The sequence below is a fragment of the Pseudomonas hunanensis genome (assembly GCF_013393325.1).
Lineage (GTDB): Bacteria > Pseudomonadota > Gammaproteobacteria > Pseudomonadales > Pseudomonadaceae > Aquipseudomonas > Aquipseudomonas putida_P.
Genome location: NZ_QJRC01000071.1, coordinates 135813 through 154010, shown reverse-complemented (window position 1 = coordinate 154010; position 18198 = coordinate 135813). Strand labels below are relative to the sequence as shown.

Here is an 18198-nt window from a genome sequence, read left to right as displayed (position 1 = left end):
ACCCCGCCAGTCATACCATCGCCACAAAGGGCCACAGTGCCTTACGACAAAAAACGATCGCTGCCGGGAGATACACGATGTTCAGCAAGCAAGACCAGATCCAGGGTTACGACGACGCACTGCTGGCGGCGATGAATGCCGAAGAACAGCGCCAGGAAGATCACATCGAGCTGATCGCCTCGGAGAACTACACCAGCAAGCGCGTCATGCAGGCCCAAGGCAGCGGCCTCACCAACAAATACGCCGAAGGCTACCCGGGCAAGCGCTACTACGGTGGCTGCGAGCACGTGGACAAGGTAGAAGCCCTGGCCATCGAGCGCGCCAAGCAGCTGTTCGGTGCCGACTACGCCAACGTCCAGCCGCACTCCGGCTCGTCGGCCAACGGCGCGGTCTACCTGGCCCTGCTGCAGGCCGGTGACACCATCCTCGGCATGAGCCTGGCCCACGGCGGCCACCTGACCCACGGCGCCAAAGTGTCGTCCTCGGGCAAGCTGTACAACGCTGTGCAATACGGCATCGACACCAACACCGGCCTGATCGACTACGACGAAGTCGAGCGCCTGGCGGTCGAGCACAAGCCGAAAATGATCGTTGCCGGTTTCTCGGCTTACTCCAAGACCCTCGACTTCCCTCGCTTCCGCGCCATCGCCGACAAGGTCGGTGCGCTGCTGTTCGTCGACATGGCCCACGTTGCCGGCCTGGTTGCCGCTGGCCTGTACCCGAACCCGATCCCGTTCGCCGACGTGGTCACCACCACCACCCACAAGACCCTGCGTGGCCCGCGTGGTGGCCTGATCCTGGCGAAGTCCAACGAAGAGATCGAGAAGAAGCTCAACGCCGCTGTATTCCCAGGCGCCCAGGGCGGCCCGTTGATGCACGTCATCGCCGCCAAGGCCGTGTGCTTCAAGGAAGCGCTGGAGCCAGGCTTCAAGGCCTACCAGCAGCAAGTGATCGAAAACGCCCAGGCCATGGCCCAGGTGTTCATCGACCGTGGCTACGACGTGGTGTCTGGTGGCACCGACAACCACCTGTTCCTGGTCAGCCTGATCCGTCAGGGCCTTACCGGTAAAGATGCCGACGCCGCCCTGGGCCGCGCGCACATCACCGTCAACAAGAACGCCGTGCCGAACGACCCGCAGTCGCCGTTCGTCACCTCGGGCCTGCGCATCGGCACCCCGGCCGTCACCACCCGTGGCTTCAAGGTCGCCCAGTGCGTGGCCCTGGCCGGCTGGATCTGCGACATCCTCGACAACCTCGGTGACGCAGACGTCGAAGCCGATGTGGCGAAGAACGTCGCGGCGCTGTGCGCAGATTTCCCTGTTTACCGCTGAGTGGAGTCACACACCATGCAACGTTACTCGGGCTTCGGCCTTTTCAAGCACTCCCTCAGCCACCACGAGAACTGGCAGCGCATGTGGCGCACGCCAACCCCTAAAAAGGTGTACGACGTGGTCATCGTCGGCGGTGGCGGCCATGGCTTGGCCACGGCCTACTACCTGGCCAAAGAGCACGGCATCACCAACGTCGCCGTGATCGAGAAGGGTTACCTGGGCGGCGGCAACACCGCCCGTAACACCACCATCGTGCGTTCCAACTACCTGTGGGACGAGTCGGCCCACCTGTACGAGCACGCCATGAAGCTGTGGGAAGGCCTGTCCCAGGACCTCAACTACAACGTGATGTTCTCCCAGCGCGGCGTCTACAACCTGTGCCACACCTTGCAGGACATGCGTGACTCCGAGCGCCGTGTCAGCGCCAACCGCCTGAACGGCGTGGATGGCGAGCTGCTGAACACCGCCCAGGTCGCGGCCGAAATCCCGTACCTGGACTGCTCGAAGAACACCCGTTACCCGATCCTTGGCGCAACCGTGCAGCGCCGTGGCGGCGTGGCCCGTCACGATGCCGTGGCCTGGGGCTTCGCCCGTGCTGCCGACGCCCTGGGCGTTGACCTGATCCAGCAAACCGAAGTGATCGGCTTCCGCAAGGAAAACGGCGCGGTCATCGGTGTGGAAACCAACAAAGGCTTCATCGGCGCCAAGCGCGTCGGCGTAGTCACCGCTGGTAACTCCGGGCACATGGCCAAGCTGGCCGGCTTCCGCCTGCCGCTGGAATCGCACCCGCTGCAAGCGCTGGTATCCGAGCCGATCAAGCCGATCATCGACAGCGTGATCATGTCCAACGCCGTACACGGCTACATCAGCCAGTCCGACAAGGGCGACCTGGTGATCGGTGCCGGTATCGACGGCTGGGTCGGCTACGGCCAGCGCGGTTCGTACCCGGTGATCGAGCACACCCTGCAGGCCATCGTCGAAATGTTCCCCAACCTCTCGCGCGTGCGCATGAACCGCCAGTGGGGCGGCATCGTCGACACCTCGCCGGACGCCTGCCCGATCATCACCAAGACCCCGGTCAAGAACATGTTCTTCAACTGCGGTTGGGGTACTGGCGGCTTCAAGGCGACCCCGGGTTCGGGCAACGTCTTCGCCGCGAGCCTGGCCAAGGGCGAAATGCACCCATTGGCCGCGCCGTTCTCCATGGACCGTTTCTACAACGGCGCACTGATCGACGAACACGGCGCCGCCGCCGTCGCCCACTAACCGGAGACACCGTCATGTTGCATATTTTCTGTCCCCACTGCGGCGAGCTGCGCTCCGAAGAAGAGTTCCACGCCTCTGGCCAGGCGCACATCGCCCGCCCGCTGGACCCTAACGCCTGCTCCGACGAGGAGTGGGGTACCTACATGTTCTACCGTGACAACCCGCGCGGTATTCACCATGAACTGTGGGACCACGTTGCCGGCTGCCGCCAGTACTTCAACGTCACTCGCGACACCGTGACCTACGAAATTCTGGAAACCTACAAGATTGGCGAGAAGCCGCAAGTGACCGCCAATGGTAAAGCGGCGAACGCACCGTCGACCGTCAAAGGCCAAGGGGAAAAAGTATGAGCCAGACCTATCGCCTCGCCAGCGGCGGCCGTATCGACCGCAGCAAGGTCCTGAACTTCACCTTCAACGGCAAGACCTACCAGGGTTATGCCGGCGACAGCCTGGCCGCCGCGTTGCTGGCCAACGGTGTCGACATCGTTGGCCGCAGCTTCAAGTACTCGCGCCCACGCGGCATCATCGCCGCCGGCACCGAAGAGCCGAACGCCATCCTGCAGATCGGCTCCAGCGAAGCCACCCAGATCCCTAACGTGCGTGCCACCCAGCAGGCGCTGTACGCAGGCCTGGTCGCCACCAGCACCAACGGCTGGCCGAACGTCAACAACGACGTCATGGGCATCCTCGGCAAGGTAGGCGGCAGCATGATGCCGCCGGGCTTCTACTACAAAACCTTCATGTACCCGAAATCGTTCTGGATGACGTACGAGAAGTACATCCGTAAGGCCGCAGGCCTTGGCCGTGCGCCGCTGCAGAACGACCCGGACAGCTACGACTACATGAACCAGCACTGCGACGTGCTGATCGTCGGCGCCGGCCCTGCTGGCCTGGCCGCCGCACTGGCCGCTGCGCGCAGCGGTGCCCGCGTGATCCTGGCCGACGAGCAGGAAGAGTTCGGCGGTAGCCTGCTCGACACCCGCGAAACCCTTGACGGCAAGCCTGCCGCCGACTGGGTCAACGCCGTGGTCAAAGAGTTGGAAGGCCTGCCGGAAGTAACCCTGCTGCCACGTGCCACGGTCAACGGCTACCACGACCATAACTTCCTGACCATTCACGAGCGCCTCACCGACCACCTCGGCGACCGCGCCCCGATCGGCCAGGTTCGCCACCGCGTGCACCGTGTGCGTGCCAAGCGTGTGGTACTGGCGCCTGGCGCCCATGAGCGCCCGTTGGTGTATGGCAACAACGACGTGCCGGGCAACATGCTGGCCGGTGCCGTGTCCACCTACGTTCGCCGCTACGGTGTGGCCCCTGGCCGCAAGCTGGTGCTGTCGACCAACAACGACCATGCCTACCGCGCCGCGCTGGACTGGCACGACGCCGGCCTGCAGGTGGTCGCCATCGCTGATGCCCGCCACAACCCACGTGGCTCGCTGGTTGAAGAGGCCCGTGCAAAAGGCATTCGCATCCTCACTTCCAGCGCCGTGGTCGAGGCCAAAGGCAGCAAGCACGTCACCGGCGCCCGCGTGGCGGCCATCGATGTGCAGGCGCACAAAGTCACCAGCCCAGGCGAAACCCTCGAGTGTGACCTGATCGCGTCCTCGGGCGGTTACAGCCCGATCGTCCACCTCGCCTCGCACTTGGGCGGCCGCCCGGTATGGCGTGACGACATTCTCGGCTTCGTGCCGGGCGATGCACCGCAGAAACGCGAATGCGTCGGGGGCATCAACGGTGTCTACGCCCTTGGCGATGTGATTGCCGATGGTTTCGAAGGCGGTGTGCGCGCAGCTACCGAAGCGGGCTTCAAGGCAACCGTTGGCACCCTGCCAAAAACCGTGGCGCGCAAGGAAGAGGCCACCGTGGCATTGTTCCAGGTGCCGCACGACAAAGGCACCAAAGGGCCGAAGCAGTTCGTCGACCAACAGAACGACGTGACTGCAGCGGGTATCGAGCTGGCCACCCGTGAAGGCTTCGAGTCGGTCGAGCACGTCAAGCGCTACACCGCGCTGGGCTTCGGTACCGACCAGGGCAAACTGGGCAACATCAACGGCCTGGCCATCGCCGCCCGTTCGATCGGCATCACCATCCCGGAAATGGGCACCACCATGTTCCGCCCCAACTACACGCCGGTCACCTTCGGCGCGGTAGCGGGCCGTCACTGTGGTCACCTGTTCGAGCCCGTGCGCTTCACTGCCTTGCATGCCTGGCACGTGAAGAACGGCGCCGAGTTCGAAGACGTCGGCCAGTGGAAGCGCCCGTGGTACTTCCCGAAAGCCGGCGAAGACATCCATGCCGCCGTGGCCCGTGAATGCAAGGCCGTACGCGACAGCGTGGGCCTGCTGGACGCCTCGACCCTGGGCAAGATCGACATCCAGGGCCCGGACGCCCGTGAGTTCCTCAACCGCATCTACACCAACGCCTGGACCAAGCTCGACGTGGGCAAGGCCCGCTACGGCCTGATGTGCAAGGAAGACGGTATGGTCTTCGACGACGGCGTAACCGCCTGCGTCGGCGACAACCACTTCATCATGACCACCACCACCGGCGGCGCCGCGCGCGTGCTGCAGTGGATGGAGCTGTACCACCAGACTGAATGGCCGGAGCTGAAGGTGTACTTCACCTCGGTCACCGACCACTGGGCCACCATGACCCTGTCCGGCCCCAACAGCCGCAAGCTGCTGAGCGAGCTGACCGACATCGACATGGGCAAGGAAGCCTTCCCGTTCATGACCTGGAAGGAAGGCAACGTTGGCGGCGTACCGGCCCGTGTGTTCCGTATCTCGTTCACCGGCGAGCTGTCGTACGAAGTCAACGTGCAGGCCAACTACGCCATGGGCGTGCTGGAACAGATCATTGAGGCCGGCAAGAAGTACAACCTGACCCCGTATGGCACCGAGACCATGCACGTACTGCGTGCCGAGAAGGGCTTCATCATCGTTGGCCAGGACACCGACGGTTCGATGAACCCGGACGACCTGAACATGAGCTGGTGCGTTGGCCGCAACAAACCGTTCTCGTGGATCGGCCTGCGTGGCATGAACCGCGAAGACTGCGTGCGTGAGAACCGCAAGCAGCTGGTAGGCCTGAAGCCGGTCGACCCGACCAAGTGGCTGCCGGAAGGCGCTCAGTTGGTATTCGACCCGAAACAGCCGATCCCGATGGACATGGTTGGCCACGTCACCTCCAGCTATGCCTCCAACTCCCTGGGCTACTCGTTTGCCATGGGTGTGGTCAAAGGCGGCCTCAAGCGCATGGGCGAGCGAGTCTACTCGCCGCAGGCGGATGGCAGCGTGATCGAGGCGGAGATCGTGTCTTCGGTGTTCTTCGATCCGAAGGGTGAGCGGCAGAACGTCTAAAGGCCCCCGGATGGCAAACGGTGCCGGGCTGGTAATGAGGGCCCTGTGGGAGCGGGTTCACCCGCGAAGAGGGCGGTGAATCCACCCTCGCATTCGCGGGTAAACCCGCTCCCACAGGATGCACCACCCGCCATGGCACCGCATGCGACCTACAGAATTCAAGGCAGGTAAGAAATGAGCGCTATCAACGTCTTCCAGCAAAACCCCGGCGCCGAGGCCAAGGCCCAGTCGCCACTGCACCACGCCGACCTGGCCAGCCTGGTTGGCAAAGGCCGCAAGAACGCAGGCGTGACCCTGCGTGAACGCAAGTTCCTCGGCCACCTCACCCTTCGCGGTGATGGCCACAATCCGGAATTCGCCGCCGGCGTGCACAAGGCCCTGGGCCTGGAGCTGCCCGTGGCGCTGACCGTGGTCGCCAACAACGACATGTCGCTGCAATGGGTCGGCCCTGACGAGTGGCTGCTGATCGTGCCCGGCGGCCAGGAACTGGCGGTCGAGCAAAAGCTGCGCGCGGCCCTTGACGGCCAGCATATTCAGGTGGTCAACGTCAGCGGCGGGCAAAGCCTGCTGGAACTGCGCGGCCCCAACGTGCGCGAAGTGCTGATGAAGTCCACCAGCTATGATGTTCACCCGAACAACTTCCCGGTGGGCAAGGCTGTCGGCACCGTGTTCGCCAAATCGCAACTGGTGATCCGCCGCACCGCCGAAGACACCTGGGAGCTGGTGATTCGCCGCAGCTTCGCCGACTACTGGTGGCTGTGGCTGCAGGACGCTTCGGCCGAGTACGGCCTGAGCATCGAGGCTTAAGGAGAGCAGAACATGAGTCGGGCACCGGATACCTGGATTCTCACCGCCGACTGCCCGAGCATGCTCGGCACCGTCGACGTGGTGACGCGTTACCTCTTCGAGCAGCGCTGCTACGTGACGGAGCACCACTCCTTCGATGACCGGCAGTCTGGGCGGTTCTTCATTCGCGTGGAGTTCCGTGCCCCTGATGCCTTCGACGAGGACGGCTTTCGCGCCGGCCTCGCCGAGCGCAGCGAAGCGTTCGGCATGGCTTTCGAGCTGACCGCCCCGAACCACCGCCCCAAGGTGGTGATCATGGTGTCCAAGGCCGACCACTGCCTGAACGACTTGCTGTATCGCCAGCGCATCGGCCAGCTGGGCATGGACGTGGTCGCGGTGGTGTCCAACCACCCCGACCTCGAACCCCTGGCCCAGTGGCACAAGATTCCCTATTACCACTTTGCCCTCGACCCCAAGGACAAGCCTGGGCAAGAGCGCAAAGTGCTGCAGGTGATCGAGGAGACCGGCGCCGAGCTGGTCATCCTTGCCCGCTACATGCAGGTGTTGTCGCCCGAGCTGTGCCGGCGCCTGGATGGCTGGGCGATCAACATTCACCATTCGTTGTTGCCTGGGTTCAAGGGTGCCAAGCCTTATCACCAGGCGTACAACAAGGGCGTGAAGATGGTCGGGGCCACGGCGCACTACATCAATAACGACCTGGACGAAGGGCCGATCATTGCCCAGGGCGTGGAGGTGGTGGACCACAGCCATTACCCGGAAGACCTGATTGCCAAAGGGCGCGACATCGAGTGCCTGACCTTGGCGCGGGCTGTGGGGTATCACATCGAGCGGCGCGTGTTCCTCAACGCCAACCGGACGGTCGTTCTCTGAACAATTCTGGGGCTGCTGCGCAGCCTTGTCGCGACACAAGGCCGCTCCTACAGGCGATCGCGTTCCCCTGTAGGAGCGGCCTTGTGTCGCGATAGGGCCACAAAGTGGCCCCAGCTTTTGGTCTGCCGTAAAAAGGCATCCCCCTGTCGTTTTCAGTCAGTGCATCTCGCCCCATCAGGCCCACAATTCCCTGCATTCCAGAAACACATGCCGCCCATGGATGGCGGCGCGTTCAACCACCGCTGCATAAATAAAAATCAAGCGAGGTAAGAGCATGTCTGGCAATCGTGGAGTGGTATATCTCGGCGCCGGCAAGGTCGAAGTGCAGAAGATCGACTACCCGAAAATGCAGGACCCGCGCGGCAAGAAGATCGAACACGGCGTCATCCTCAAGGTGGTCTCCACCAACATCTGCGGCTCCGACCAGCACATGGTCCGTGGCCGTACCACTGCCCAGGTCGGCCTGGTTCTGGGCCATGAAATCACTGGTGAAATCGTCGAGAAGGGCAGCGACGTCGAGCGCATGCAGATCGGTGACCTGGTATCGGTACCGTTCAACGTCGCCTGTGGCCGCTGCCGCTCGTGCAAAGAGATGCACACCGGTGTTTGCCTCACCGTTAACCCAGCCCGTGCTGGTGGTGCCTACGGCTATGTCGACATGGGCGACTGGACTGGCGGCCAGGCTGAATACGTGCTGGTGCCTTACGCCGACTTCAACCTGCTGAAACTGCCAGAGCGCGACAAGGCCATGGAAAAGATCCGTGACCTGACTTGCCTCTCCGACATCCTGCCAACCGGCTACCACGGTGCCGTGACTGCTGGCGTAGGCCCAGGCAGCACCGTTTACGTCGCGGGCGCTGGGCCAGTCGGCCTGGCCGCCGCTGCCTCGGCCCGCCTGCTGGGCGCTGCCTGCGTGATCGTGGGCGACCTGAACCCTGCCCGCCTGGCCCACGCCAAGTCCCAGGGCTTCGAGGTGGTCGACCTGTCCAAGGACACCCCGCTGCATGAGCAGATCGTCGATATTCTCGGCGAGCCAGAAGTGGACTGCGCCGTTGACGCCGTTGGCTTCGAAGCCCGTGGCCATGGTCACGAAGGTGCCAAGCATGAAGCCCCGGCCACTGTACTGAACTCGCTGATGCAGGTGACCCGCGTTGCCGGCAGCATCGGTATTCCAGGCCTGTACGTGACCGAAGACCCGGGTGCGGTGGATGCCGCTGCCAAGATCGGCGCGCTGAGCATCCGCTTTGGCCTGGGCTGGGCGAAGTCGCACAGCTTCCACACCGGGCAGACCCCGACCATGAAGTACAACCGCCAGCTGATGCAGGCGATCATGTGGGATCGGATCAATATTGCTGAGGTGGTGGGTGTGCAGGTGATCAACCTGGATCAGGCGCCGGAAGGGTATGGCGAGTTTGATGCGGGTGTGCCGAAGAAGTTTGTGATCGACCCGCACAAGATGTGGGGTGCGGCTTAAGGCCAAATAAAGATGCCCTCTTTTGAGGGCATCTTTACACTATCAAGAGTTCGACTTTCTGATCTCGCGCCTGGCATCAGCAGGTAGTGTGGTAGTCGGCCAATTTGGCGTAATGCCTTTGCGCCAAAGCGCTTCGCCAATCTGGGACAATTTCTCATTTTTGTTCATGAGCGCTGCGGCCCTAGCCAGATAATTCAAGGCTGGGGCTCTGTCGCCTTCGTCATGCAGTCTGGTTAACACGCCAATCTCCGCGCGATTGCGCTTGAATGTCTGCATATCCATTGCCCGGACGTGAGCTACTTCAGTACTGCTGCCTGGGTTTTGGAATAGCTCAAACACCCTGATGTGGGTACGCCCTTCAGTGACCGAGTTGTCGGCTTTTACCCTGCGAGGCATCTGCAATTTTGTGTCAATAAGTGCATTTCGATGAGCTGTTCTGTTGAAATCTAACGGCTTCAACCAGGAACCAGCGGAAATCGCTGCATTCTTGCTAGTCCTCATTATCTGACCATTAGCTAGGTAAACACGCATGTGGCCGCTTTGGTCGCTGCTGTTTACTGGGTCGCCCTCACAATAGCAGTAAGCGTTCAGGCCCCCCTGACCAAAAGGGCTCCAGTTATCTGCAGCAACAAAGCGTCCGAGACGTGGTGAGTAGGCGCGGTATCCAAGCCCAAGCAGATAGCAGTTCGAACCAATGTCGAAAGCCTCACCATTGAAGCCAGTCGTAGTCCTTAACGAGGGCAGAGATGGGTCGTGCCCATAGGCTGAGTAAGGGTGGTCCTCCTTATCACCTTCGCTCTCAACACTGAGAACCGAACCCTTATCGTTGGTGGCCAGCAATGCAATGCTGCGGTCTCCATTCGTCTGCTGCTCAGCCAGCGGTTGTTCCGCATTGCGGAAGATGGCGCGATGCTTATCGACTTGTTTCACGGTGATCAGCTTGTCGCCCTGGTAGAAGAAAAGCGAACAATTCGACGCTTTGCTCATGATTCAAGTCTCTGCCGTGCTGGATAAATGGAGGCTGCTTGATGCCCATTCTGAACAGTCGCAGGGATTTTGATACTGGTAGAAATATCAGGTGTTGGCCGAATGCGGCGCGCTGAGCGTCTGCTTTGGCCAGGGTTGGGCGAAGTCGCACAGCTTCCACACTGGCCAGCCACTGACCATGAGGTACAACTGCCAGCTGATGCAGGCGATCATGTGGGGCCGGATCAATATTGCTTGAAGTGGTGGGCGTGCAGGTGATCAACCTGGATCAGGCGCCGGAAGGGTATGGTGAGTTTGATGCGGGTGTGCCGAAGAAGTTTGTGATTGATCCGCATAAGATGTGGGGTGCGGCGTAACAACCGTCGAGTAAATAGAGCCCCTCAGATCGAGGGGCCCTTTTCATGACAGATCCAATGCCTTAACTAACCTCCAGGCATATTCCGCTCTTGCAGGCGCGAGCTTGCTTGTGAAGATGCCAGCCTCGGCCCCCAACCGGCAAGAGCTTTGCCACACTACGAGCTCGCTCGCAGTATTGCGTTTGCATTTTCTAAGTCGCTAGTAAGCTGTTTGTGGTGTTCGTTATAAGTACGATATTTTTCTAGGTGGGCTGAGTGCTTGGTTGTTATATCGGTAAGTTTTGCGCGCGCCTCGGAGATGCGAGATTCAATATCAGCTATTGTGTTTTTTACAGCGCGGCGATCTTTGGTCCAGTTAAGCGCGTCAGTATATGTTTTTCGCGAGGCGTTGCCTTTATCTATGATGGCTTCAAGATTTTCAGCTTCTTGTATCGGGCGTCCATGTGAGTGTTTTATTTGATTTATTCTTGCGCGAGTCCGATCGATTTCACCTGTTTGTTCGTCTATGAAACCTTTTAGTTGAGTTTTTTCTGACTCGCTCAAGGCCGGGGCAGGTACGAATCTCTTATTACCTTGAATATTTTCCACTCTGTAGAGCCTACCGTTCACGACACGTCTCGACTTGGTCAGCGTGAGTGCTACAGGGGTTCGCAGTGGGTTTCTCGCTTGGCCGGACGGGTCGGTGTAATTAATCGGGTCGTTTGAACAGTAGGCATAAGCATTCACACCGCCTCGACCAAACGGACTTTTCCCGTCTGGCGAAATGAAGCGCATTAACTGAGGCATATAAACTCGGTATCCGTTGCCGAGCATATAGATTGAAGCATGATTTTGCGCTAACTCACCATTGTAACCAAGTAGGAACGGCAGATTGGTTGCATGGCCGTATGGGGAGTATTGAATGGCTATGTTATTCACTTCGCTCGCGCTGTATATGGAGTTCTTGTCGTCGACAAGCAGTAGTTTTGCTTCGCTTGTTTCAGAAGTTTTTTGGCCGAGGGGCCGTGAATCAGTGCCAAAAATGGTTGTGCTGCTGGAGCTGGAAACTTTGGTTACAGTATTGTGGTTTCGATAGAAAAACGCTGCGGTAGAGGGTTTTCTCTTCATGATCGTTACCTCAAATTCTAAGCACGGCTGATTTGAATTTTTATTATTTAGCAGCCGTCTGCCAACTGCTACTGGCAGAAATGACAGGTCACTCATAGCCCAGCGTGTACTCGATCTTGATCCAGGAACAAACCACTAATGTTGCGGTCAAAAGTCCGTTTCCCAGCCCATCCCATCCATGGCCAACGAGGTCCCTCCCGATGAAAGCGTTCACCTTGGCAACCCTGATGACCCTGGCCGCAAGCCCGGTGTTCGCCTTCAACCTCAGCGATGCCGCCAACGCCGTGTCGGCCATGCAAAACCAGAAGCAGAGCCAGCAAGCCCAAGTGCAGGCGCCCGAGGCACAGGCCAATTTGCTCAACACCCTGGGCAGTGAATTGAAGATCACCCCCGAACAGGCCGTAGGTGGGGCGGGTGCAATGCTGGGCTTGGCGCGCAACAACCTGAGCAGCGATGACTATGGGCAACTGACCAAGGCTGTACCGGGGCTGGACCTGCTGGCCGGGGCCAATGCGCTGGGTGGCTTGAGTGGCCTGGGCGATTTGCTGGGCAAGAACAGCGAAAGCCAGTCAGCCTTGAGCAATGCGCTGGGCAGCAACGTGGAAAACCGCAGCGACCTGGACACTGCGTTCAAGGCGCTGGGCATGGATACCGGGATGATCGGGCAGTTTGCGCCGTTGATTCTGCAGTACCTGGGGCAGCAAGGGATTGCTGGGTCGTTGTTGCAGAACCTGGGTAGCCTATGGACAACCCCGGCGCCGTTGACCCAGCCTTCGGTCTGAGGTTTTTGGGTTGCCAGCGGCGGCTCTATCGCCGGCAAGTTAGCGCCCACAGGTTTTTCGCAGACTTCAAGCCTGGCGCTGTACCTGTGGGAGCGGCCTTGTGTTGCGAAAGGGCCGCAAAGCGGCCCCGGCAATCTTCGAGGTGAAGCGGAAATCCCTGGGGCCGCTGCGCGGCCCTTTCGCGACACAAGGCCGCTCCTACAAGAAAAAGCGGTTTTGCGTCGTCTCGGCAGGTCAGGCCGCTTCGGTGAAATCCACCAGGCGCACCGGGCGGCGGAAGCCTGCGGTCAGTACGGCAAGGTACACAAGGCCTAGCGCAAACCAGCACAGGCCAATCACTAGCGTCAGCGCCGACAGGCTGGTCCACAGCCACAAGGTCAGCCCCAACCCCACCAATGGCACCACACCATAGCGCAGCAGGTTCTTGGCATTGCGCTGGCTGGTGTCGTCCATCAGATGAGTTTTCACCACCGCCAGGTTCACCGCCGAGAACGCCACCAGTGCGCCAAAGCTGATCAGCGAGGCGAGGGTGGACAGGTCGATCACCAGCGCCAGCAGCGAGAACGCCGACACCAACGCAATGGCGAACACCGGTGTGCCAAAGCGTGGCGACAGGTAACCGAAGCTGCGCCGTGGCAGCACGTTGTCACGGCCCATGGTGAACAGAATGCGCGACACCGCTGCCTGCGAAGCCAGCGCCGAACCCAGGCTGCCCGCCACATAAGCGGCAGTGAAGAAGTTGGTAAGGAACTGCCCGCCCGCCTTGAACATCACTTCATTGGCCGCCGCATCGGCATTGGCGAAGCTGCTACCCGGCAACACCAGCTGGCTGACATAGGCCAGCACGGTGAACAGCAAACCGGCAAACAGGGTGGTGAGGATGATCGCCCGTGGCACGTCGCGGCGTGCGTCGCGGCATTCTTCGGCCAAGGTCGAGACGGCGTCGAAGCCCAAAAACGACAAGCACAACACCGCTGCGCCAGCCATCAGGTGGCCGAAGCCCGGTTTGCTGCCGTCACCCAGCAGCGGCGACAGCAGGTCGAGCGGCTGGCCAGCCAAGGCCTGGCAGGACAGTGCGACAAACACGCCGATGAACACGATCTGCGCGCCGACGATCAGGTTGCTGGTCTTGGCCACCGAGTTGATGCCGACCACATTCAGCACTGTCACTAGGGCAATGCAGGCGAGCACGAAGGCCCAGGCGGGCACTGCGGGGAAGGCGATGTTGAGGAACAGCCCGATCAGCAAGTAGTTGATCATCGGCAGGAACAGGTAGTCGAGCAGCAGCGACCAACCGGCGAGGAAGCCGACGTTGGGCCCGAACGCCATGTTGGTGTAGGAGTACGCCGAGCCCGCGACCGGGAAGCGCTTGACCATGAAGCTGTAGGACGCCGCGGTGAACAGCATGGCCACCAGGGTGACCAGGTAGGCGCCGGCAGTGCGGCCCCCCGTGAGTTCGGTGACGATGCCGTAGGTGGTGAAGATGGTCAGTGGGACCATGTAGACCAGGCCGAAAAATACCAGGGCGGGCAGGCCGAGGACACGGCGAAGCTGGGCGGGGGCGGAGCTGGGTGGGTTGGCCATTGATCGATCCAAGCTTTTTTGTAGTTGTGCTTTGATCGATTTTTATCCACTTAGGTAGGGTGTGACAAAGAAGTAATCCTAATGCTGATTATTAGCCAGGGTTTTAATTGGATATTTGCACTGCCTGTTCCGGCCAATTCGCGGGTAAACCCGCTCCTACAGGGACGGCACAGTTTTCAAAGGCAATGTAGTACCTGTGGGAGCGGGTTTACCCGCGAATTGGCCGGTCCAGAAAACAAAAATCTCAACGCATTTCCTGGCGCAGCTGCTCAATCCGCTGGTCCTTCTCCACCCAAAGCTGATTCACCCAAGCCTGTACCGTCTGCCGAAACTCCGGGTCATTCTCGTAATCACCCGCCCACAATGCCGGGTCCAGTTCGCGCACCTGAATGTCGATAATCACCCGGCTAATGCTGCCATTGAGCAACGCCCAGAACCCCGGTGCCTTGTTGCCGGGGTAGACGATGGTCACGTCCAGCAAGGCATCCAGTTGCTCGCCCAGTGCCGCCAGCACGAACGCTACGCCACCGGCCTTGGGCTTGAGCAGGTAACGATACGGCGACTGCTGTTCCTGGCGTTTGGCTTCGGTAAAGCGCGTGCCTTCCAGATAGTTCACCACCGTCACTGGCTGGCGCTTGAACAGCTCGCAGGCCGCCTTGGTGATTTCCAGGTCCTTGCCCTTGAGCTCGGGGTGCTTTTCCAGAAACGCCTTGCTGTAGCGCTTCATGAATGGGTAATCCAGCCCCCACCAGGCCAGACCCAGCAGCGGGACCCAGATCAGCTCTTTTTTCAGGAAGAACTTGAAGAACGGTGTGCGGCGGTTGAGGCTTTCGATCAGCGCAGGGATATCGACCCAGGTCTGGTGGTTGCTCACGGCCAGGTACGAGGTGTCCTTGCGCAGGTTCTCGACGCCGCGAATGTCCCACTGGGTCGGGATGCACAGGGCGAAGATGGCCTTGTCGATCTCCGACCAGGTTTCCGCCACCCACATCACCGCCCATGATGCGTAATCACGCCCACGGCCCGGCAACACCAGTTTGAGCAGGGCGAAGACCAGCAGCGGGCAGATCAACACCACAGTATTGAGCAGCAGCAGGGTGGTCGTGAGAATGCCGGTCAGCAGGCGACGCATAAAGAAACTCTTGTTGTGGGAGATGAACGATTGGCAATGATAAGCAGCGCAATGGCCTACGCCAAATGTCCAATGCCCGTCGGCAGGGACAAATGTTTCACATTATGTTGGTTAGGCTTGTCACAGCGAACCTATTCAGCCATTGCAGTCTAAGCACTGACCCTTCTCAAGGAAGCCTGCCTGTGAAACCTCTGCTTGCTCTGTTGTCATTGTTGGCCATGCCGGTAATGGCTGCCGAGCCCACGATCTACGGCCGTTACGAGAACATCGCCCTGCCTGAGCTTGGCGAAACCCTGAAAGCCAAGATGGACACCGGTGCGTTCACCGCCTCGTTGTCGGCCAAGGATATCGAACTGTTCAACCGCGATGGCGAGGAGTGGGTGCGCTTCCGCCTGGCGACCAAGGACTCGGACGGCAAGGTGTACGAGCACAAGGTCTCGCGCATCAGCAAGATCAAGGGCCGTGCCGATGAAGAGGAGGAGGGCGATGCGCCGGAAATCTCCAAGCGCCCGGTGGTCGACCTGGAGCTGTGCCTGGGTGATGTGAAGCGCACCGTGGAAGTGAACCTGGTGGATCGCAGCAGCTTCAACTATCCGCTGCTGGTGGGTTCCAAGGCATTGCGCGAGTTCAAGGCCGCAGTCAACCCGGCCAAGAAATTCACCGCTGGCAAGCCTGACTGCTGACCTGAAGCCAGACCGGTCCCCTTGTAGGAGCGGCCTTGTGTCGCGATAGGGCCGCAAAGCGGCCCCACGATCCAAGCGTTGATGCAGATATTGCCGGGGCCGCTCTGCGGCCCTTTCGCGACACAAGGCCGCTCCTACACAATAGTGCGTCGCCATCGACAATTACACAGGCCGCGCACTATGCCCCATATCCTCATTGTCGAAGACGAAGCCGCCATCGCCGACACCCTGCTCTACGCCCTGCAGGCCGATGGCCACAGCACCGAATGGGTGACCCTCGGTAGTGCCGCCCTCGACCAGCAACGCCAGCGCCCGGCCGACCTGATCATCCTCGACATCGGCCTGCCCGACATCAGTGGCTTTGAAACCTGCCGCCAATTGCGCCGCTTCAGCGAAGTGCCGGTGATGTTCCTCAGCGCCCGCGACGGCGAGATCGACCGGGTGGTAGGCCTGGAAATCGGTGCCGACGACTATGTGGTCAAACCCTTCAGCCCGCGTGAAGTGGCCGCACGGGTGCGGGCGATTCTCAAGCGCATGGCCCCCAGGGCCGAGCCCGCGACCGATGCCGCGCTGTTCCAGCTCGACACCCTGCGCATGCAGATCACCTACCGCAGCCAGCCCCTCACACTGACGCGCCACGAATTCCGACTGCTGCAATGCCTGTTGGAGCAACCACAGCGCGTATTCAGCCGCGAACAACTGCTCGATGCCCTGGGCGTGGCCAGCGACGTGGGCTACGAGCGCACCATCGACAGCCATATCAAGAGCCTGCGCGCCAAGCTGCGCCAGGTGGCCAGTGGCGGCGAGCCAATCCAGACCCACCGTGGCCTCGGCTACAGCTACAGCCCGGAACATGCCTGATGCGCCTGGGCATCCGGATCTTCCTGGTGTACTTCCTGTTCGTGGGGTTGGCGGGCTATTTCTTGCTCAACACCGTACGCGAACAGATACGCCCGGTCGTGCGTCAGTCTTCCGAAGAAACCCTGGTAGACACCGCCAACCTGCTGGCGGAGATCCTGCGTGATGACGTCAAGGCCGGCACCCTGAACCAGGGGCGTCTGCCCGAGGTGCTCAAAGCCTACGGCTCGCGCAGCCCGGGTGCGCAGATTTGGGGCCTGGCCAAAAACCAGGTCAGCCACCGCATCTACGTCACTGACGCCAAGGGCATCGTATTGCTGGACTCCAGCGGTGAGGCACTGGGCAAAGACTACTCGCAGTGGAATGACGTGTTGCTGACCTTGCGTGGCCAGTACGGCGCCCGCTCCACCCGCAGCGACCCCAGTGATGAAAGCACCTCGGTGATGCACGTTGGCGCACCGATCATCGACGACGGCAGGATCATCGGCGTTGTCACGGTGGCCAAACCCAATAGCTCGCTGCAACCGTACATCGACCGATCCGAGCGGCGCTTGCTTACGTTGGGCTTGGGGCTGATCGGCCTGGGCTTGCTGATCGGCGCTGCGCTGTCGTGGTGGCTGGCGCGTTCGCTGCGGCGGCTGGCGCGTTATGCCCAGGCGGTCAGCGAGGGTGAACGGGCCGCATTGCCGCACTACAAGGGGGGCGAGCTGGCGCACCTGGCACAGGCGGTGGAACGCATGCGCACCCAGCTGGAGGGCAAGGCCTATGTCGAGCGCTACGTACACACCCTGACCCACGAGCTGAAAAGCCCGCTGGCGGCCATTCGGGGGGCTTCCGAGCTGTTGCAGGGCGACGATATGCCTGCCGAGCAACGGGCACGCTTTGCCGGCAATATCGAGCGCGAAAGCGAACGCTTGCAGCAGATGATCGAGCGCCTGCTCAACTTGGCCAGGGTCGAGCAGATGCAGGCGCTGGAGGATGAACAGCAGGTGGCGCTGGCGGCGCTTGTCGATGAATTGCTGCTGGCCCATGCGGCGCGAATCGAAGGTGCCAACCTGCACGTGCGCCAGCGTGTGCCTGCCGGGTTGCGTTTGCTGTGCGATCCGTTCCTGATGCGCCAGGCGCTGGCCAACCTGCTCGACAACGCGCTGGATTTCACCCCCGAAGGTGGCGCGCTGCTGTTCGACCTGGAGCGCGATGGTGAGCGGGTCGCATTGAGCCTGTTCAACCAGGGGCACGCGATACCGGCGTATGCCATTGGGCGGGTCAGCGAGCGGTTCTACTCGCTGCCGCGGCCGGGGAGCGGGCGCAAGAGCACCGGGCTGGGGCTGAATTTTGTGGCCGAGGTGATGCAACTGCATGGCGGAGCGTTGGCGGTGGATAACGTTGATGGCGGGGTGCGGGTGCGGTTGTGGTTGCCGGTGCGGCGTATTAGTTGAGATAGCCGGGGCTGCTGCGCAGCCCATCGCGACGCAAGGCCGCTCCTACAGGGACCGCGCAAACTTCGAATAATGCGCGGACCCAAAAACACACAATCTCCACACAAGCTCCCCAAGGCCTCCACGCAAGGCGCAGACACTGCGCCCACTGCCACAGGAGG

The 18198-nt window shown here is 61.0% G+C and carries 15 protein-coding genes and 1 pseudogene; 12 read left to right on the top strand and 4 right to left on the bottom strand.

The genetic code is table 11. From position 1 onward, the window contains the following. Positions 1-77 precede the first annotated feature (77 nt). The 7 genes from DM807_RS05025 to fdhA all read left to right on the top strand — a co-directional run bounded on the left by DM807_RS05025 (position 78) and on the right by fdhA (position 9109). The gene (locus tag DM807_RS05025; RefSeq protein WP_003255681.1) at positions 78-1331 is read left to right on the top strand and encodes a serine hydroxymethyltransferase; all 1254 of its coding nucleotides are present in this window, start codon (positions 78-80) and stop codon (positions 1329-1331) included. A 15-nt stretch (positions 1332-1346) separates the two neighbouring features. Next, positions 1347-2597, top strand: coding sequence for a sarcosine oxidase subunit beta family protein (locus DM807_RS05020; protein WP_003255680.1), 1251 nt, complete (start codon positions 1347-1349; stop codon positions 2595-2597). 14 nt (positions 2598-2611) lie between these two features. Further along, positions 2612-2947 carry a sarcosine oxidase subunit delta gene (locus DM807_RS05015; RefSeq protein ID WP_012270119.1) on the top strand — a complete coding sequence of 112 codons (336 nt, stop codon included), beginning with the start codon at positions 2612-2614 and terminating at the stop codon, positions 2945-2947. Then, positions 2944-5958 carry a sarcosine oxidase subunit alpha gene (locus tag DM807_RS05010; RefSeq protein WP_179027113.1) on the top strand — a complete coding sequence of 1005 codons (3015 nt, stop codon included), beginning with the start codon at positions 2944-2946 and terminating at the stop codon, positions 5956-5958. Before DM807_RS05015 ends, DM807_RS05010 begins: the two co-directional genes overlap by 4 nt. A gap of 174 nt (positions 5959-6132) precedes the next feature. Continuing rightward, complete coding sequence (locus tag DM807_RS05005; RefSeq protein ID WP_012270121.1) at positions 6133-6765, top strand: sarcosine oxidase subunit gamma; 633 nt, start codon at positions 6133-6135, stop codon at positions 6763-6765. 12 nt (positions 6766-6777) lie between these two features. Further along, complete coding sequence (purU, locus tag DM807_RS05000) at positions 6778-7635, top strand: formyltetrahydrofolate deformylase (protein ID WP_179027112.1); 858 nt, start codon at positions 6778-6780, stop codon at positions 7633-7635. Positions 7636-7909: 274 nt separating this feature from the next. Further along, complete coding sequence (gene fdhA / locus DM807_RS04995; protein WP_012270123.1) at positions 7910-9109, top strand: formaldehyde dehydrogenase, glutathione-independent; 1200 nt, start codon at positions 7910-7912, stop codon at positions 9107-9109. A 42-nt stretch (positions 9110-9151) separates the two neighbouring features. Here fdhA and DM807_RS04990 read toward each other — a convergent pair whose 3' ends face one another. Further along, positions 9152-10096 carry an RHS repeat-associated core domain-containing protein gene (locus DM807_RS04990; RefSeq protein ID WP_179027111.1) on the bottom strand — a complete coding sequence of 315 codons (945 nt, stop codon included), beginning with the start codon at positions 10094-10096 and terminating at the stop codon, positions 9152-9154. Between the two features lie 97 nt (positions 10097-10193). Between DM807_RS04990 and DM807_RS04985 the strand changes: the two are divergent. Next, positions 10194-10452: pseudogene (locus DM807_RS04985) on the top strand (formaldehyde dehydrogenase, glutathione-independent); the annotation flags it as partial. Between the two features lie 156 nt (positions 10453-10608). Here DM807_RS04985 and DM807_RS04980 read toward each other — a convergent pair. Further along, a complete protein-coding gene (locus tag DM807_RS04980) occupies positions 10609-11559 on the bottom strand; it encodes an RHS repeat-associated core domain-containing protein (protein WP_179027110.1) in 951 nt (316 codons plus the stop codon). A 200-nt stretch (positions 11560-11759) separates the two neighbouring features. On the opposite strand from DM807_RS04980, the gene DM807_RS04975 reads away from it, so the two are divergent. Beyond that, the gene (locus tag DM807_RS04975; protein ID WP_179027109.1) at positions 11760-12341 is read left to right on the top strand and encodes a DUF2780 domain-containing protein; all 582 of its coding nucleotides are present in this window, start codon (positions 11760-11762) and stop codon (positions 12339-12341) included. A 234-nt stretch (positions 12342-12575) separates the two neighbouring features. Here the strand turns inward: DM807_RS04975 and DM807_RS04970 are convergent, their stop codons facing one another. Beyond that, entirely contained in the window at positions 12576-13925 is a 1350-nt protein-coding gene (locus tag DM807_RS04970; RefSeq protein WP_179027108.1) for an APC family permease, read from the bottom strand. Positions 13926-14169: 244 nt separating this feature from the next. Then, a complete protein-coding gene (locus tag DM807_RS04965; protein WP_060493166.1) occupies positions 14170-15057 on the bottom strand; it encodes an acyltransferase in 888 nt (295 codons plus the stop codon). A 182-nt stretch (positions 15058-15239) separates the two neighbouring features. On the opposite strand from DM807_RS04965, the gene rloA2 reads away from it, so the two are divergent. The 3 genes from rloA2 (at position 15240) to creC (ending at position 18037) form a co-directional block, all read left to right on the top strand. Next, positions 15240-15740 carry a retropepsin-like aspartic peptidase RloA2 gene (gene rloA2, locus DM807_RS04960; protein WP_012270129.1) on the top strand — a complete coding sequence of 167 codons (501 nt, stop codon included), beginning with the start codon at positions 15240-15242 and terminating at the stop codon, positions 15738-15740. 180 nt (positions 15741-15920) lie between these two features. Beyond that, positions 15921-16601: a two-component system response regulator CreB gene (gene creB, locus DM807_RS04955; protein ID WP_060515047.1), complete on the top strand. Its 681-nt coding sequence runs from the start codon at positions 15921-15923 to the stop codon at positions 16599-16601. Beyond that, positions 16601-18037, top strand: coding sequence for a two-component system sensor histidine kinase CreC (gene creC / locus DM807_RS04950; protein ID WP_060515046.1), 1437 nt, complete (start codon positions 16601-16603; stop codon positions 18035-18037). Before creB ends, creC begins: the two co-directional genes overlap by 1 nt. Positions 18038-18198: the final 161 nt, after the last annotated feature.

Bases quoted from the DNA above. Each gene is read 5' to 3' on its own strand.
- DM807_RS04970 (WP_179027108.1), bottom strand. From the start codon at position 13,925: ATGGCCAACCCACCCAGCTCCGCCCCCGCCCAGCTTCGCCGTGTCCTC.
- creC (WP_060515046.1), top strand. From the start codon at position 16,601: ATGCGCCTGGGCATCCGGATCTTCCTGGTGTACTTCCTGTTCGTGGGG.
- DM807_RS05020 (WP_003255680.1), top strand. From the start codon at position 1,347: ATGCAACGTTACTCGGGCTTCGGCCTTTTCAAGCACTCCCTCAGCCAC.
- DM807_RS04990 (WP_179027111.1), bottom strand. From the start codon at position 10,096: ATGAGCAAAGCGTCGAATTGTTCGCTTTTCTTCTACCAGGGCGACAAG.
- creB (WP_060515047.1), top strand. From the start codon at position 15,921: ATGCCCCATATCCTCATTGTCGAAGACGAAGCCGCCATCGCCGACACC.
- DM807_RS04965 (WP_060493166.1), bottom strand. From the start codon at position 15,057: ATGCGTCGCCTGCTGACCGGCATTCTCACGACCACCCTGCTGCTGCTC.
- DM807_RS04980 (WP_179027110.1), bottom strand. From the start codon at position 11,559: ATGAAGAGAAAACCCTCTACCGCAGCGTTTTTCTATCGAAACCACAAT.
- fdhA (WP_012270123.1), top strand. From the start codon at position 7,910: ATGTCTGGCAATCGTGGAGTGGTATATCTCGGCGCCGGCAAGGTCGAA.
- DM807_RS05010 (WP_179027113.1), top strand. From the start codon at position 2,944: ATGAGCCAGACCTATCGCCTCGCCAGCGGCGGCCGTATCGACCGCAGC.
- DM807_RS05015 (WP_012270119.1), top strand. From the start codon at position 2,612: ATGTTGCATATTTTCTGTCCCCACTGCGGCGAGCTGCGCTCCGAAGAA.
- DM807_RS04975 (WP_179027109.1), top strand. From the start codon at position 11,760: ATGAAAGCGTTCACCTTGGCAACCCTGATGACCCTGGCCGCAAGCCCG.
- purU (WP_179027112.1), top strand. From the start codon at position 6,778: ATGAGTCGGGCACCGGATACCTGGATTCTCACCGCCGACTGCCCGAGC.
- DM807_RS05025 (WP_003255681.1), top strand. From the start codon at position 78: ATGTTCAGCAAGCAAGACCAGATCCAGGGTTACGACGACGCACTGCTG.
- DM807_RS05005 (WP_012270121.1), top strand. From the start codon at position 6,133: ATGAGCGCTATCAACGTCTTCCAGCAAAACCCCGGCGCCGAGGCCAAG.